General features: G+C 38.3%; 15 protein-coding genes. 7 read left to right on the top strand and 8 right to left on the bottom strand.

The features are described from left to right. The first annotated feature begins 3 nt into the window (after window positions 1-3). Window positions 4-417 carry a thiol-disulfide oxidoreductase DCC family protein gene (locus V6R96_RS11075; RefSeq protein WP_111961035.1) on the top strand — a complete coding sequence of 138 codons (414 nt, stop codon included), beginning with the start codon at window positions 4-6 and terminating at the stop codon, window positions 415-417. A gap of 107 nt (window positions 418-524) precedes the next feature. On the opposite strand, the gene V6R96_RS11070 is transcribed toward V6R96_RS11075, so the two are convergent. Continuing rightward, entirely contained in the window at window positions 525-1,958 is a 1,434-nt protein-coding gene (locus tag V6R96_RS11070) for an alpha-amylase (protein ID WP_223560146.1), read from the bottom strand. A gap of 188 nt (window positions 1,959-2,146) precedes the next feature. Here V6R96_RS11070 and V6R96_RS11065 point away from each other — a divergent pair, with 188 nt between their 5' ends. Together V6R96_RS11065 and murA are read left to right on the top strand one after the other, a co-directional pair. Further along, entirely contained in the window at window positions 2,147-2,821 is a 675-nt protein-coding gene (locus V6R96_RS11065) for a DUF4290 domain-containing protein (protein WP_111961037.1), read from the top strand. Then, on the top strand, window positions 2,821-4,128 hold the full coding sequence (gene murA / locus V6R96_RS11060) for a UDP-N-acetylglucosamine 1-carboxyvinyltransferase (RefSeq protein WP_111961038.1): 1,308 nt from the start codon (window positions 2,821-2,823) through the stop codon (window positions 4,126-4,128). Before V6R96_RS11065 ends, murA begins: the two co-directional genes overlap by 1 nt. 67 nt (window positions 4,129-4,195) lie before the next feature. Here the strand turns inward: murA and V6R96_RS11055 are convergent, their stop codons facing one another. From V6R96_RS11055 to V6R96_RS11030, 6 genes are all read right to left on the bottom strand, one after another. Beyond that, window positions 4,196-6,121 (bottom strand): DUF2207 domain-containing protein, encoded by a 1,926-nt coding sequence (locus V6R96_RS11055; RefSeq protein WP_336378931.1) that lies wholly within the window; start codon window positions 6,119-6,121, stop codon window positions 4,196-4,198. A gap of 3 nt (window positions 6,122-6,124) precedes the next feature. Further along, window positions 6,125-6,676 (bottom strand): LemA family protein, encoded by a 552-nt coding sequence (locus V6R96_RS11050; protein WP_167409451.1) that lies wholly within the window; start codon window positions 6,674-6,676, stop codon window positions 6,125-6,127. Between the two features lie 160 nt (window positions 6,677-6,836). After that, window positions 6,837-7,148 carry an NIL domain-containing protein gene (locus V6R96_RS11045; RefSeq protein ID WP_111960565.1) on the bottom strand — a complete coding sequence of 104 codons (312 nt, stop codon included), beginning with the start codon at window positions 7,146-7,148 and terminating at the stop codon, window positions 6,837-6,839. Between the two features lie 223 nt (window positions 7,149-7,371). Then, entirely contained in the window at window positions 7,372-8,043 is a 672-nt protein-coding gene (locus V6R96_RS11040; protein ID WP_336378932.1) for a YiiX/YebB-like N1pC/P60 family cysteine hydrolase, read from the bottom strand. A gap of 47 nt (window positions 8,044-8,090) precedes the next feature. Beyond that, window positions 8,091-8,573 (bottom strand): DUF1801 domain-containing protein, encoded by a 483-nt coding sequence (locus tag V6R96_RS11035; RefSeq protein WP_336378933.1) that lies wholly within the window; start codon window positions 8,571-8,573, stop codon window positions 8,091-8,093. Between the two features lie 125 nt (window positions 8,574-8,698). Continuing rightward, a complete protein-coding gene (locus V6R96_RS11030; protein ID WP_336378934.1) occupies window positions 8,699-10,495 on the bottom strand; it encodes a T9SS type A sorting domain-containing protein in 1,797 nt (598 codons plus the stop codon). 401 nt (window positions 10,496-10,896) lie between these two features. Here V6R96_RS11030 and V6R96_RS11025 point away from each other — a divergent pair, with 401 nt between their 5' ends. The 4 genes from V6R96_RS11025 (at window position 10,897) to proC (ending at window position 14,524) form a co-directional block, all read left to right on the top strand. After that, entirely contained in the window at window positions 10,897-12,102 is a 1,206-nt protein-coding gene (locus tag V6R96_RS11025; protein WP_111960557.1) for a pyridoxal phosphate-dependent aminotransferase, read from the top strand. Between the two features lie 10 nt (window positions 12,103-12,112). After that, the gene (locus tag V6R96_RS11020) at window positions 12,113-12,601 is read left to right on the top strand and encodes a hypothetical protein (RefSeq protein ID WP_336378935.1); all 489 of its coding nucleotides are present in this window, start codon (window positions 12,113-12,115) and stop codon (window positions 12,599-12,601) included. Window positions 12,602-12,605: 4 nt separating this feature from the next. Continuing rightward, window positions 12,606-13,619: a UDP-N-acetylmuramate dehydrogenase gene (gene murB, locus V6R96_RS11015; protein ID WP_336378936.1), complete on the top strand. Its 1,014-nt coding sequence runs from the start codon at window positions 12,606-12,608 to the stop codon at window positions 13,617-13,619. Between the two features lie 101 nt (window positions 13,620-13,720). Then, window positions 13,721-14,524 carry a pyrroline-5-carboxylate reductase gene (gene proC, locus V6R96_RS11010; RefSeq protein WP_111960551.1) on the top strand — a complete coding sequence of 268 codons (804 nt, stop codon included), beginning with the start codon at window positions 13,721-13,723 and terminating at the stop codon, window positions 14,522-14,524. Here the strand turns inward: proC and V6R96_RS11005 are convergent. Then, entirely contained in the window at window positions 14,505-14,927 is a 423-nt protein-coding gene (locus V6R96_RS11005; protein WP_336378937.1) for a VanZ family protein, read from the bottom strand. The two genes, proC and V6R96_RS11005, sit on opposite strands and share 20 nt — an antisense overlap. Between the last annotated feature and the right edge of the window lie 52 nt (window positions 14,928-14,979).

Genomic DNA, 14,979 nt, shown 5'->3' with positions numbered 1-14,979 from the left:
ATCATGAAGGAGAACTGGGAAGACAAACATATTGTATTTTTTGACGGAGACTGTGGCGTCTGTAATTTCTGGGTACAGTGGGTCCTTGAACGGGATAAGAATGACCGATTTATGTTTGCATCCCTGCAGTCTGATTTCGGACAGAAGTTTCTGTCTGAGAGAGGTCTTCAAACTCAAGTATTCAACACGCTATACCTCTGGAAACCTGGACAGTATTATTTCACCAAATCACGTGCTGTACTGCAGATCGCCACTATATTGGGTGGGGTTTATAAACTGTCGGCTGCCGGAAAAGTATTGCCTGCATTTTTGAGTGATCAGGTGTATGATCTTATTTCAAGAAACAGAATGAAACTGGCCAATCAGAAATGTTTTCTTCCTGATCGTGAGCAAAAGAAAAAATTTATTGAAATCTAATTTAAATCCTGAATTTGTAGACTAAATCCGCTGCTGTTAATCTATATTTTCCAGGATGTAAATAATAAAAAAGCAAAGATGAAATTCATCCTTGCTCTTCTTAAATTTTATTGGTTCAATGACCATATTGAATAACTGTTTGGCGGAGCCTGAATTTTCACCCATTTATCTCCCTGTGTTGTTGGATACCATCCGGAGTGACCTGTAAAATCTTTTATCTGCTTACTGCTCCAGTTGGTTTCTACCCATCTTTCCTGCCAGCTCGATGAATTATTGATATAAACCACCAGGCCAGGATTCCCGTTATAGCCGTTACGCCTTGCAATATATTCATCATTATCCGTATATAATATGGAAGTGGTTCCTGTAGCCTTATTATTATGGATCCAAATCAGATTATTAAGCCTTTCTTTGTTTAACCATTCTTCATAGTCACGGTAAAAAATGGTAGGATAACCTTCGTGAGTAAGAATGTAAGCATAAGCCGGCATCTTATTGTTAATAATATCGGTATCATGATTGGCCACAAAAGTCACTGCTTTATATGGATTTCTTTTCCACATCATGTCGTCATTCAGAACATTTAAATTTCCGTTGTCAAAAGCTTCATCCATTTTATAGTATGCCGCAAAATCAAATACAGAACTGTTGGCATTATTAGCCCACCATTCTAAGGTATTTACATTGGAATCCCAAAGTTCACCAACGGAAAATCCACCTACGTTGGAATTCCAGTTATTGACAACCCAAGGCCCGAAGCCTTTGACATAATCAAATCTCCATCCGTCAAATTTCATAACATTCTTATAATACTTCCCTACAGAATCATCTCTTCCCCAGAGCCAGTCCTGGACATAAGGATTAGCATGACACAGGTCGGGAAATCCTCCGAAAGCACCTTCATCATTATTCCCGTACGAATTTTTGTAAAAATCATTATAACTTCGTTGAAATTTCCCGGAAGCAACTCCTGAAAAGTCTGTCCAGGTATTTGTTCCGGTGAAAGGATTGGCCTGAGACTGCCCGCCACTGTTATGATTGATAACAATATCTGCATACACCTGCATATTTTCTGCATGGGCTTTTGTTATCAATGCTTCCAGCTCGGTCCGGGATCCAAAACGGGTTTCTACACTTCCGTTCTGGTTAAAATTTCCAAAATCATAGTAATCTGTCGGGTCATATCCCATAGAATAAGCTCCGTTCTGAGCTTTTGAAGCAGGTGGAAGCCATACTGCACTAATTCCGGAGTCTGACCAGGCCGTCAGCTTGTCTTTCACAGTGTTCCACCAATTTCCACCTTCGGGAACATCCCAGTAAAACCCCTGCATCAGGACACCGCCTCCAGGACCGGATACATATTTCCCGGTCAAAGATCCGCTTCCTGTACTAAAGGGCCGCCCGTCATGGTTGGTAACATTTACGGTTTTAGCATGAACTTCTTCTTTCTGAAGACTTTCATTATCGTTTTCATCACCGCTCTGACAGGAACTTAAAAATGCTAAAGACAGCATCGAAATTAAGAAATGTGTTTTTTTCATACGTGTATTTTAATTATTAATCTATTAACTAAATTACAATTTTATTGAAACAAAATATATAAAACACAAAAATTTTTCATTTTCAATAAAAGATTCCTGACAATGGCTGTATAAAAAATTCATTAAAAAATCATAAACTTTTAATAATTTCAAAGCAATTTTTCTTTTAATCCATATATTTGCATACTATGGAATACAATACCCAAAAAACTCAGCTTCATATGCCGGAATATGGCAGAATTATACAACAGCTGGTTGAACGCTGCAAAGAGCTCCCTACCAAAGAGGAAAGGAGTGAAATGGCTATGGCCATTATCGATTTTATGGGTCAGAGAAACCCTCAGCTCCGTGACGAAGAAAATTATAAGCATAAACTTTGGGATCATCTTTTTATTTTAGCAGAATATGATCTTGATGTAGATTCCCCATACCCTTTTCCTACCAGAGAACAGCTTGCCGAAAAGCCTAAAAGAATGGAATACCCTAAACTTCAGGGAGATTTTAAATTCTACGGGAAAAGTATTCTTCAACTGATAGAAAAAGCTATCGAACTGGAACCTGGTGATGAGAAGGAAGCCCTGATCGAAGTGATTGCCAACAACATGAAGAAGTCTTATAATGTATATAATAAGGAACATGTAACGGATGATGTTATTTTCCGTCACCTGAAGGAGCTTTCTGAAAACAGACTGGACCTTACGGGAATAGAATCCCTGGAGAAGAGCAAGATCTACTATACCAGCAATAATAACAACAGCAGGAACAACAATAACAGCGGCAGAAGCAGCAACAGTAATAACAATAATAATAAGAACCAGACCAATAAGAGAAGGCATAACAACAACCATAAAAACAGAAAATAATGAGTGGAACATTTCAGATAAGAGGAGGGAAAAGACTGCATGGTGAAATCACTCCACAAGGGGCAAAAAATGAAGCTCTTCAAATTTTATGTGCTGTCCTGTTAACAGATGAGGAGGTAAGAATTAAAAATATTCCGGATATTCATGATGTTAACAGACTTATTGAAATTCTGGGCGATTTTGGGGTTAAGGTAACCAAAAATGGGCAGGGTGATTTCACATTTAAAGCCGATAAGGTCAATTTCGATTATATCAAGTCTGATGAATTTAAAAAAGACGGTGCTAAACTAAGAGGTTCTATCATGCTGATGGGTCCAATGCTTGCCCGTTATGGTGAAGCGTATATGCCGACCCCGGGAGGTGATAAGATAGGAAGAAGAAGATTAGATACTCATTTCCAGGGACTTGTAGAACTTGGCGCTGAATTTAATTATGATGAAGATGAATATTTTTATTCATTAAAAGCTAAGGAGCTGAGAGGAAAGTTTATTCTCCTGGAAGAAGCTTCTGTAACCGGAACAGCCAATATCGTGATGGCCGCAGCTCTTGCCAAAGGAAAAACAAGAATTTATAATGCCGCCTGCGAACCTTATCTTCAGCAACTCTGCAAAATGCTGAACAGAATGGGGGCAAACATCTCCGGAATCGGGTCTAACCTGGTAACGATTGAAGGGGTTGAATATCTTCATGGTACGGAACACACGATGCTTCCGGATATGGTAGAAATCGGATCATGGATAGGCCTTGCTGCCATGACTAAATCTGAGATCACTATTAAAAATGTCAACTGGAGCCAGCTTGGTGTTATTCCCAACACATTCAGAAAGCTAGGCATCGAACTTGAGCAGAGCAATGACGATATATTTATTCCTGCCCAGGAAAACTATAAGATTCAGAAGTTTATTGATGGTTCTATTCTTACCATTTCAGATGCTCCATGGCCTGGATTTACACCGGATTTATTATCAATTATTCTGGTAGTAGCCACTCAGGCAAAAGGAAGTCTTTTGGTTCACCAGAAAATGTTTGAATCCAGATTATTCTTTGTGGATAAACTGATCGATATGGGGGCACAGATCATTTTATGTGATCCGCACAGAGCTACGGTAATCGGATTGAATCAGGAAGCTCCGTTGAGAGGAACTACCATGGTTTCCCCAGATATCAGAGCTGGGAATGCCCTACTTATCGCAGCACTTTCGGCAGAAGGAAAATCCATCATCCACAATATCGAACAGATCGACAGAGGGTATGAAAATATCGACGGAAGACTGAAAGCGATTGGGGCGGATATTGAGAGAATTTAGGAAAATATTTATTATAATATAAAAGCGTTCAAATTAATTTGAACGCTTTTATTTTAATAGCTTTTGGTTACCAGCCACCACCTCCACCGCCTCCACCTCCACCGCCGGAGAAGCCTCCTCCACCGGAACCGCTGCTTGAGCTGGACGGTTTGGTAGATGCAGATTGTATGGATTGGGTAAGACTGGAGTTGAGGGTATTGGCAAAAGCATAATGATTCATTACGCCGCCGTAATACCAGGTATTTTGATATTCTGCTGCTGTTTTCTTCAGCAATTCATCAAATTTCTGTCCCCAGATCTGATCAACTCCCATGACCATAGCAAAAGGCAGAAGGGTTTCGAAAACCTGAGGAGTCATCTGAGGAGGATTGTGAAATTTCAGCTGTTCGTTCTCTGCCGCTCCCATATACATTTTGAAGCCATCTATCAGGGATTGTTTTCTCAGCTTTTCTTTAGATGGCTGTTTTATTAAATATTGATAAAGTACCATTACTGAAAATGCCAGCACAAGAAAAATATAGCAGACACTAAAGTTAATGCTCCCGACCTCTGTTCCTTCCTGAGAAATTACTCCTCCTATTCCTAAAGCAATACTGAGAGGAATAGGAATAAAAAATAAAAGTTTCCATGATAATTTCTTCGCTAAAAATGTTATTAAAGCAAAGGCAATAAAAATAATAATGTATAAAATTACTCCGGCAAATACTCTTTCAGGCTCCGGCAATATATTATAACTTAAGAATAAACCGAAGCCATACACCAGACTAATAACAAGCCATGGAAGCACTAACTTTTTCTTATTATTTCCTTCATTCAAAAAATCGTCATGCTGAAAGCCCAGTGTTCCTTTGAAGTTCTGAACAGCGGTTTCTATTTTCGGATTATATTTTCCATCAAACTTGACGGAATCTTCAAATTCTGAAAAAAGACTATTCATCAGGTTGATTTCTTCTTTCGGAAGCATTTCATCTGCAGCTTTCAATTTCTTCAATGTAAAGGTTTTGGTATTGAAAAACCCCAGCAGACCGGAATCTTCTCCTTCTATAATCTTTACATATCCTTTTACTGCAAGGCTGACAATAGCTGCCGTCAGGTATTTGTTTTTAAAACTTTCGGAGTTGATGTATCCCAGGGAAGCCGGCGAAAGATTTTCAGGAACATTGAACTGTGGATAAACAGTAGGGGTTTCCGGATCTATCCCGTATTTCATCCAGGTTGAATAAAGATACAGAAGCAGTATCAGGAATATGATACATCCGCCAATCAATACCCCGTACTTTTCCAGGAAAGTTGGCGGCGGTGGCGGAACCATAATTCCTTTTTTGAAACCTACTGCAATGGTAAGACCTTCATTGGCATGAAGACCTGAAGCACCCCATTCTATAGACTCATTGGACAGTACTTTGACTGTACAGTTCTGGCTGTTGCTGCCATATGCTCCGGTATAGCAGGAGTTCTGAATAATCCCGGCTCCGGCAGGAAGATTTACTTTTGCTGAAATAGTATCTATATCGAAATCCCAGTAGGTTCCGTTTACATTCCAGTAAAATTCGTCATACTTTGGAAAGAAACCAATCTGGTTCTCTGTTTTATATTTTATTTCATAGTCGTAGGTTCCGGGATCGAGGATAACATCTTTATTTCCGGCATATATTTTTAGGTAGCCATCTTCTTTCTCTTCATGATAATCTTCCTCCTCTCCGTTTTTTTTCACTGAAATAATATGATATCTTACTTTCTGGGTTTTATTGTTCAGATTTCTGGACAAAGGAAGTGCGCGAAAAATTCCTCTTTTTATATTATTTCCAAGACTGTATACTTTAATATTTTCAGTAACGGTAATCCCCGAATTTTTATCCACATCAATATCCGAATGGAAGGAGATAATTTTTTCTGATCCGATAATGGACAGCTGATCCGTCCGCGCTAATTCATCTTGGGCAAAGGCTATGAAAAAAAACTGAAGGAGGAAAAGCTGCAGTAATTTTTTCATTTCTTAGAATTTTACGGATGGAACTTCTCTTTCTGCAATATTTTCAAGCTCAAAGAAAGGTGATTTCTCAAACTTGTACATATTGGCAATGATGTTGCTTGGGAAAGATTCAACCAACGTATTGTTTTCACGGACAGTTCCGTTATAATATCTTCTGGATTTCTCCACATCATTCTCGATAGAGGTAAGCTCGCTCTGCAACTGCTGAAAGTTGGTATTGGCTTTCAGATCAGGATACTGTTCCGCTACGGCAAACAGATTCATCATGGCCTGATTCAGATTTTTTTCCGCAGCTTCCTTCGCCTGTACCGAATCTGCACCTACAGCCTGTGTTCTGGCTCTTATCACACTGTCAAGCGTTTCCCGCTCATGGGTTGCATAGCCTTTTACAGTTTCCACAAGGTTAGGAATAAGATCATGGCGTTTTTTAAGCATCACGTCAATACTACTCCAAGCTTCCTGAACTAGATTTTTCAATTTTACCAGACGGTTGTAGATTGATACTCCGTAAATGAGGAATACTGCAATTAAAGCAATGATAATAACTATGGTCATAATTTTTATGTTTTGTATTCATTAAAAATACTGTTTTTTTGAATCGGAATAAAATTAAGAATACAATAGATTCATCTTTAACCATTAGAAGAACTGCAATAAAAAAGCATCCGATAAAAAACCGGATGCTTTCTTGTAATTAAAACTATATGAATCTCCCCTAAAAATACTTACGGCAGTTATATTCCACCATGGTATTTAAAAGTTTATTTTTATTCAGATAAAATTCCAGCTGCTGGTAATCTTCTGAATTGACATTAATATATAACTGTACTGAACCAAAACTGTTTCCATTGACATATTCTACATTAGCAGACAGCACTCTGTGACAGATCCCGAACTGATTATAGATGATATTCATTAAATGCTCAAATTTCATTTTACCATTTAATTCTATTTCCAGTATCAGTTCTTTTTTAGGCAGGCTAATTGTGTTGGGTAGAACCTGCAACGTAGGATTAGGTGTAATCATCACTAAACAATTTTTTGGTTAAACATTTTCTAGATCATGGTTGCTTTTGCGTTAAATCTTTGACAAAAGTATAAAAAATTATTAGTCCACCAAATTAGTGGACTAATAATTTTAAATTTTAACTAAATTTTTTTCTTAATTTAATATTCAAGGATTATTACATCAAACTTTTAAACTAAAAAAATACCCCTAAAGATTACTACATCTTTAAGGGTAATGTTATTTATAATTCTCCTACTCTTTCCAGCTTATCTGAAGCGGCCAGTCCATTAGGATTGCATCCCGGCTCACTTTCCGGAACTTTCAGATTCTTCTTTTTGTAAAATTCTGCCCAGAATTCATTGGTTTTACCTGTTTTGGGATCAATAAATGTCATTGGTTCCAGCTTGAATATATGATCTTCCCTGAACGCTCTTTCAATATAATCTGAACAGTAAAAAGAATTTTCGTCCAGAATATAATTGAAATTATAAGGTTTTCCTATCATAGATTCTGCTTTTTTAAGAGCAGCCGGAACAGCGTTCTGATATTCCGGCTTCAGGCGGTAAATTATTACTTTCTGGCCGTCATCAGCCTGATCTTTAAGAAAAAATTTCAGATCCTGCTTTTGGGAACCACCTTTGGGAGCTGCATGCAGTACATACCAGTGATTATTTTCTTTTTCTACAATTCCAATATGATCAAATGATGCCTCTTTCTGTTTTTGTGTCACATTATTAATCGCTCCTGATAACCCGGTTTCTTTTGCAGTCACAAAAAGCAGATCCCCGTTCTTCAGCTTCCCGGATTGAGCCAGAGTGGCACATTGCTGCAATAACAAAATCCCAGCGAGGAAAATGATATAAGCTAGAGCTTGAGGAATTTTTTGAAACAGATCTTCTTTACATTTAATCATAATATTTTTTTATTGTGGGGCACAATCAGGATTTACAAATTATTAAGCTATTTTTCTTTTGAAACATATTCTTTACTTTTCTTAAACTGTGTTTCATAGGTATTAATCCAGTCTTCAACCGTCATTTTTTTACTGACCTCAGCTATGAGCTCAAAAGGAATATCATCCATTTTTTTGAACCTCACACAGGATTTCCCCATATCGAGCTTTCTTTTTGAACGTTTGGGATATTCAGTTACAAACCAATTTAACAGCTCTGGATCTGCATAAATACCCATGTGATAAAATGCAATAAAATTTTTCTGGGAGGCCAGGCTCATGAACGGCAATGGCGTACCCGGTGCACAATGGTAGCCAGCCGGATAAGTTTCTAGAGGAACGCCCCAGCCAACCATGCCATAGCTGATATTTTCCCGGAAGCCTTTTGGCAGGTTATCGTTTATGGTATCAAATAGCTTTTTGAATACTTCCTGTCTTTCTTCAGGAATTTTTGAAATATAATCAGTTATAGAATCCGCTGGAATTTGCATTTTCAATATGTTTTAATTTTTCTCAAAATAACAAAATTTATGAATACCACGATCGAAATTTAATCAAACAAAAAGCGGCAGTACATCAATGCACTGCCGCTCAACTTTATTGACATTAAAAAAAATTATTTTTTTATAGCCTTCACCGTAGACTGTGATCCGTCTTTGAAATAGATAGTAACAAAATACAGACCTGTATTCAGTGTACTCAGGTCAAGCTCTCTTACAGCTCCTGTAATTGTTTTTACAGCTCTTCCGGAAGAATCTCCTACCGTTACAGATTTCACTTCTCTATTATCGGAAATATAAAGGAGGTCTTTAAACGGATTTGGATGAACCGATACTTTCTTAATACCGTCTTTTACTTCTGAAGTACCCAGCTGCGCATTCTCAACAGTAAAATTATCTACATAAAAATTATAGTCAGGATCATCGTTCACTGTTCCGTCTGTTCCGTAAAATGCAAATACGGTATTAGCACTGTTATACGCTGCTAGAGTATAAACATATTGAGTTGAGGTATTGGTCGGGGCGTTAGCCTGATTCCATGTTTCCAAAACAGTCCATGTCGTACCGCCATCATTGGATACCAAAAACTGAATAACATCGTCAGATCCCATTGGCGAAGCACTGGTACTAAGATAAGCCGCTACACCATAATCAAATTTAACTTTATATGATCCCGCAGAAAGATTGAAAGGTACTGTTTTTAGCCAGCCCGTTCTGCCTGTTGAATATAAATTGATCGTCGCTGATCCTCCGGAACCTGTGCCTAAGAATCCACCCGATGTCCAATAAGACGATGTCCCTGTAGGACCTGTAGCAGGTGTGCCTCCGGAAAGAGCTCCAGCCCAGCATGTTCCCGGAAAGCTGCTGAAATCATTCGTATATGACGGGACCACAGCCCCACACAAGGTGGTAAATGTTCCGGATAATGACCAACCACTCTGAGACGTTGCCGTACTGCAATTGCTTCTTACCCAATAATAATAAACCGTACTTGGTAATAAAGAAGGAATGGTAAAAGAAGTTCCAGTAACTCCAGGATGGTTAGGTACCGTTGCAGCGGTAGGCGCTGTATTACTGGTGCTGTAATAAACATCATAGCTTACCGCCTGAACACTGGCCGGTATCGTCCATGAAACTTGAGCAGAATTAGAAGTCAGTGTGCCTACAGGCTGAAGTGTAGGAGCAACACAATCTGTATACGCATCAGCAGAAAAAGCAAATACATTCGCTATGCCTGTACCACTGACTTTCGTTACGGTAACACTTTGAATAGGTTTGGTCTGATTGGCTGCATCGATGGTTAAGGCCGACTGATACAGTCTCGGATTGGTAGAATTAGGCTCTAAAACATTATTGCTTCTGTTGATTCGTCCGATTCCCTGTATGGCATAATTTGACCCGCCATACCAGTCAGAGATCGCTACACCCGAAAATGTCTGGGAAGTATTATCTGTAAAATTGACTGTTACATTCACTGTACATGCCCCACTTCCGCCAGTTGAAAGCATATACACTTTAAAAGCTGCAACCGGGCTTACAAATGAAAGTGTTCCACTGTTGCTGCCGGCAGCATTGCTTGAAATTTTTAAAGAATTGCTCCCAGACAGATCTCCAAGCTTGAAGCTCAGCCCTGGTGTAGAAGCTACTGCAGAATTAATGATCCCATTAACCGGAAGACCGTAAGTAATCGGTGTGCTGCTGGATGTAAGTTGAAAATCTCTTGCTACAAATGCAAAAGATACTCCGTCAACATCTTCTGTAGTGGATGTCATTGCCGAACCTACACCGTTGGCGATTACATCTGCCGTATACCCGGACTGGACAGGCATCGTCTGAAAGTTTTGGGCACTCATCATTGCTGCCGCAAAAAGAGCCATAACAGATAAAGCTCTAACTGGTAAATTTGTTTTCATAATTATTTTTTATTATCGCTTAAATTTAATAAAAAAATCAAAACAAAGCTTAAATTTTTATTAAATAACCAATAATTAATCAATAACTTTAAATTATATACATTTAACTTATATGAAAACATTATTTTCTAACCAAATGCTTTATTCGCATTTTAATATATTATTTTAACAATTTCAATTCATTCTAATGTATAATCAATTTCCAATAGTCAGCACTTTAAGAAAACTGCCGATCAGTATCAAGCATAGTCAGAAAGATCCCCGTAGACATCAAAAGAACAGATAATAATCAATTTTAACTCACTGATTTTCAAAACAATTAAAAAGCAGTCAAAATGGGCAACACGTTATTTTATTATTGAGAAATTAAATCTTATTTTTGCCATACAAATTTTTGAACAATGCCAAATATTTCAAACAGAGCACAGCATATGCCGCCATCGCCGGTAAGAAAACTAGTTCCTTATGCTTTAAAAGCAAAACAGCAGGGAATAAAAGTGTATCACCTCAATATCGGACAGCCTGATATTGAAACGCCGGAAACAGCTTTAAATGCTTTAAAGAATATCGACCTTAAAGTATTGGAATATGCACTTTCTGAAGGTAATATAGAATACAGAAAAGCTCTTACGGAGTATTATCATACCTTAGGTTTCTCGGATCTGACACCTGATAATTTCATTGTGACCAATGGAGGATCTGAAGCATTAAACTTTGCCATTTCCACTTTATGTGATGATGGTGATGAGGTCATCATTCCTGAGCCTTATTATGCTAATTATAATGGGTTTACCAGCACATTCAACGTTAATGTTGTAGCGGTTCCATCTACTATTGATACAGGTTTTGCCCTTCCTCCGATCGAAGAATTTGAGAAAAAAATCACAGAAAAAACAAGAGCAATTGTTATCTGCAACCCGGGTAACCCTACAGGATATCTTTACACCCGTGAAGAACTTCAGCAGCTGGCAGAAATTGCCCTAAAATATGACATCGTTATTATCTCCGACGAAGTATACAGAGAATACGTATATGACGGGAAACAGCAGATCTCTATGCTGGATTTCCCTGAACTGAGCGATAACTGCATCATCATTGATTCAGAATCCAAGCGTTATTCTATGTGCGGAGTAAGAATCGGGTGTATGGTAACACGTTCTAAAAAGATCCATGATGCGGCAATGCTTTTTGCACAGGCAAGACTGAGCCCGGTTCTTTTAGGCCAGATCGCAGCAACAGCAGCGCATCAGAACGACGGTGCATACATCAGAGCAGTAAGAGAAGAATATACACACAGAAGAAATATCCTGGTAGATCTTCTTAATGCCATTCCAGGAGTAATCTGTCCTAAGCCGAGAGGAGCTTTCTATTGTGTAGCAGAGCTTCCGGTAGATGATACCGAAAAATTCGCACAGTGGCTTTTAGAAAAATACGCTCTTAATAAGGAAACGATTATGGTAGCTCCTGCAGGAGGTTTCTACAGTGATCCTGAATTGGGAAAAAAGCAGGTAAGAATCGCTTACGTCCTGAAAGAGGAAGATCTTAAGAGAAGCGTTGAGATCCTTAAAAATGCTTTGAAGAAATACAGAGAAGAATTCAGCCTCTAAAATATAATTTATGATGCCGGCAATAAAAAATACTTACCTGAAACTCTTGTTTTTATTGTTTTTGCTGCCGGCATTTTTTTCCTGTGACAAAAAGAAAGAACTAACTTCGGCCATTCCTAAAAACCCGAATGAGATAACTTTCATCAGTGTATCCAATATCGGTGGCGACCAGGGCGATTATAAGATTATCAAAGTCACAAAAGACTCCATACACGCGGAAAAGGGCATCACAGCCCGCCAAATCCATAAAGAATGGGATTCAGCTATCAGCATACAGACCTGGAATAACCTTATCTCTTCGATCAAAATTAAAGATCTTGATGTAATACACAGTTCTCCAAGCCAACAGTCTGTAGATGGCATCGACGAAACTTTTCAGATCAGAACTCCGAAAAAGTCACATATTTATGTCAATTCTTATGCTGATACGCTGCATTACAGGCAGCTGAAACAGTTTAAAGAACAGCTCAACCTCATTCTTCCCACAGAATACCAATAAAAACATGCAAGAAAATTTTTCTTTAAAACCTTACAATACATTTGGTGTTGACGCCAAAGCAAAATATTTTATTGAAGTACAAAACCTTGAACACCTCAAGGATGCAATCAATTATTCTAAAGACCACCATCTTCAGGTTTTATTTTTAGGCGGCGGAAGCAATATCCTTCTGACGAAAGATTTTGACGGCCTTGCCATTAAGCTCAGCTTGAAAGGAATTTCCGAACAAGATCTTAATGAAAACGAAGTGCTTGTAACAGCAAAAGCCGGAGAAAACTGGCACGAATTTGTGATGTACAGCCTTGAAAAAAACTACGGCGGACTGGAAAACCTGTCATTGATTCCCGGTAATGTAGGAACATCGCCGATGCAGAATATCGGAGCTTACGGAGCCGAAATAAAGGACACTTTCGTCAGCTGTACCGTTTTAGACCTTGAAAATCTTGAGGTTAAAACATTTAACCTTGAAGACTGCCGTTTCGGATACAGAGATTCTATTTTCAAACAGGAAGGAAAAGGAAGGTATGTAATTTTGGAAGTTAGTTTTAAATTAACCAGGAAAGATCACCACATCAAAACAGAATATGGTGCAATAAAAACGGAGCTGGAAAACTTAGGAATCACCCATCCTACGATTCAGAATGTTTCCAAAGCGGTCATCAATATCAGGCAGAGTAAGCTCCCGGATCCTAAAATAATGGGCAATGCCGGAAGTTTTTTCAAAAATCCAACTATTCCTCTCACCCAGTTTGAAGATTTAAAGCTAAAATTTGAAAATATTCCAGGCTACCCAAACGGAGATGTGGTAAAAGTACCTGCCGGATGGCTAATCGAACAGTGCGGATGGAAAGGGAAACAGATTGGAAATGCAGCATCACATCAACTTCAGGCACTGGTTATCGTGAATGCCACCGGAAATGCCACCGGAAAAGAAATTTTTGATTTTTCTACAGAAATCATTCATTCTGTCAAAGAGAAGTTTGGAATAGAGCTGGAACGGGAAGTAAATATTATTTGATACAAGAGACTGTTTTTTAAAATTGTGAAAACAGCTTTTTTCTGAATTAAATACCTTGTAAAGGAATAAAAATATTATTTTAGCTGAAAAAGAGCACAAACATGAAAATAGCTATCCTCGGAGCCGGCAAAATGGGCCTTTCCTTTTCAAAGTCATTTTTAAAATATGAATTGATCAAACCGGAAAACCTCCATCTGATCACCCGGGGTCAATCCAAAATCTCTAAAATAGCCGAAGAATTTCCAAAATCACAGATCTCCACTTTTGAAGAGACTCAAGAACTGGATGCCGATCTTATTATTATAGCTGTAAAACCACAGGACTTTCTGCATGTTACTGAAAATTTCCAGTTTACATTAAAAGAAAACCAGATGGTCCTTTCTATCATGGCCGGAATTAAGATTGAAAAGATTCAAAAATTATTAAACCATCCTCTCGTTGTAAGAGCTATGCCCAACTCTCCTACTCTTCTGGGAATGGGTATTACAGGCTATACTGCTGCAGGAGGCATTTCTTTCAGCCAGCTGATCAATATTGAGAGACTACTGAACAGCACCGGCAGATCGGTTTATCTGGAAAATGAAGACCTTCTGGATGGCGTTACAGCACTTTCAGGAAGCGGACCGGCCTATTTTTATTACATTGTAGATGCCATGATAAAAGCCGGCGTAGAAATGGGAATCGATGAGAATCTTTCCAAACTGTTTGTACAGCAAACCATGCTGGGCGCTTATCACCTGATCAACAATTCCGAAAAGAATCTGGAAGAACTTATCAAAGATGTAGCTTCGAAAGGCGGAACCACTGAAGCTGCGTTAAAAACATTTGAAGACCACAATTTTAAAGAAATTTTAAAAAACGGAATTTTAAATGCCGAAAAGCGGGCTAAAGAACTAAACGGCTAAACCTTTTTTCTACCAACCGGCAGAGCAGCCATCCGAGATATACACCGAAAGTATTAAGAATGATATCATCTACCTCAAATATCCCCATTCTGGTAAAATACTGAAGTGCCTCAATGATAATGATAGAAGAAATGAAGGTATAGATCAGTGCTTTAAGATCTCTGAGCCTGGGAAATATCCAGCCAAGAAATCCAAAAGGAATAAACATAATGATATTCCCTAAAACAATGATGCCAATATCCTTCCACTCAATCGTATTGTGGATAAACTCTATGGTTGAAAAAATGGGTTCCACGGTGATCTGATTATCCGCATACTGAAACCTGCCCATTCCCCAGAACATGAGATACAGCAAAAACAATGTATAAGGAACAATAATAATTTTGTAAAACTTCTTTAACATGAAGTACAAATTTATTCATTTCAAAAACATTAAATTTGTGTGTTAAATTAAT

Origin of the sequence: Chryseobacterium sp. CCNWLW53, assembly GCF_037083525.1 — a bacterium.
Taxonomy (GTDB): Bacteria; Bacteroidota; Bacteroidia; order Flavobacteriales; family Weeksellaceae; genus Chryseobacterium; species Chryseobacterium lathyri.
The sequence above is the reverse complement of the archived record's forward strand: the minus strand, read 5'-3'. Positions and strand labels throughout refer to the sequence as shown.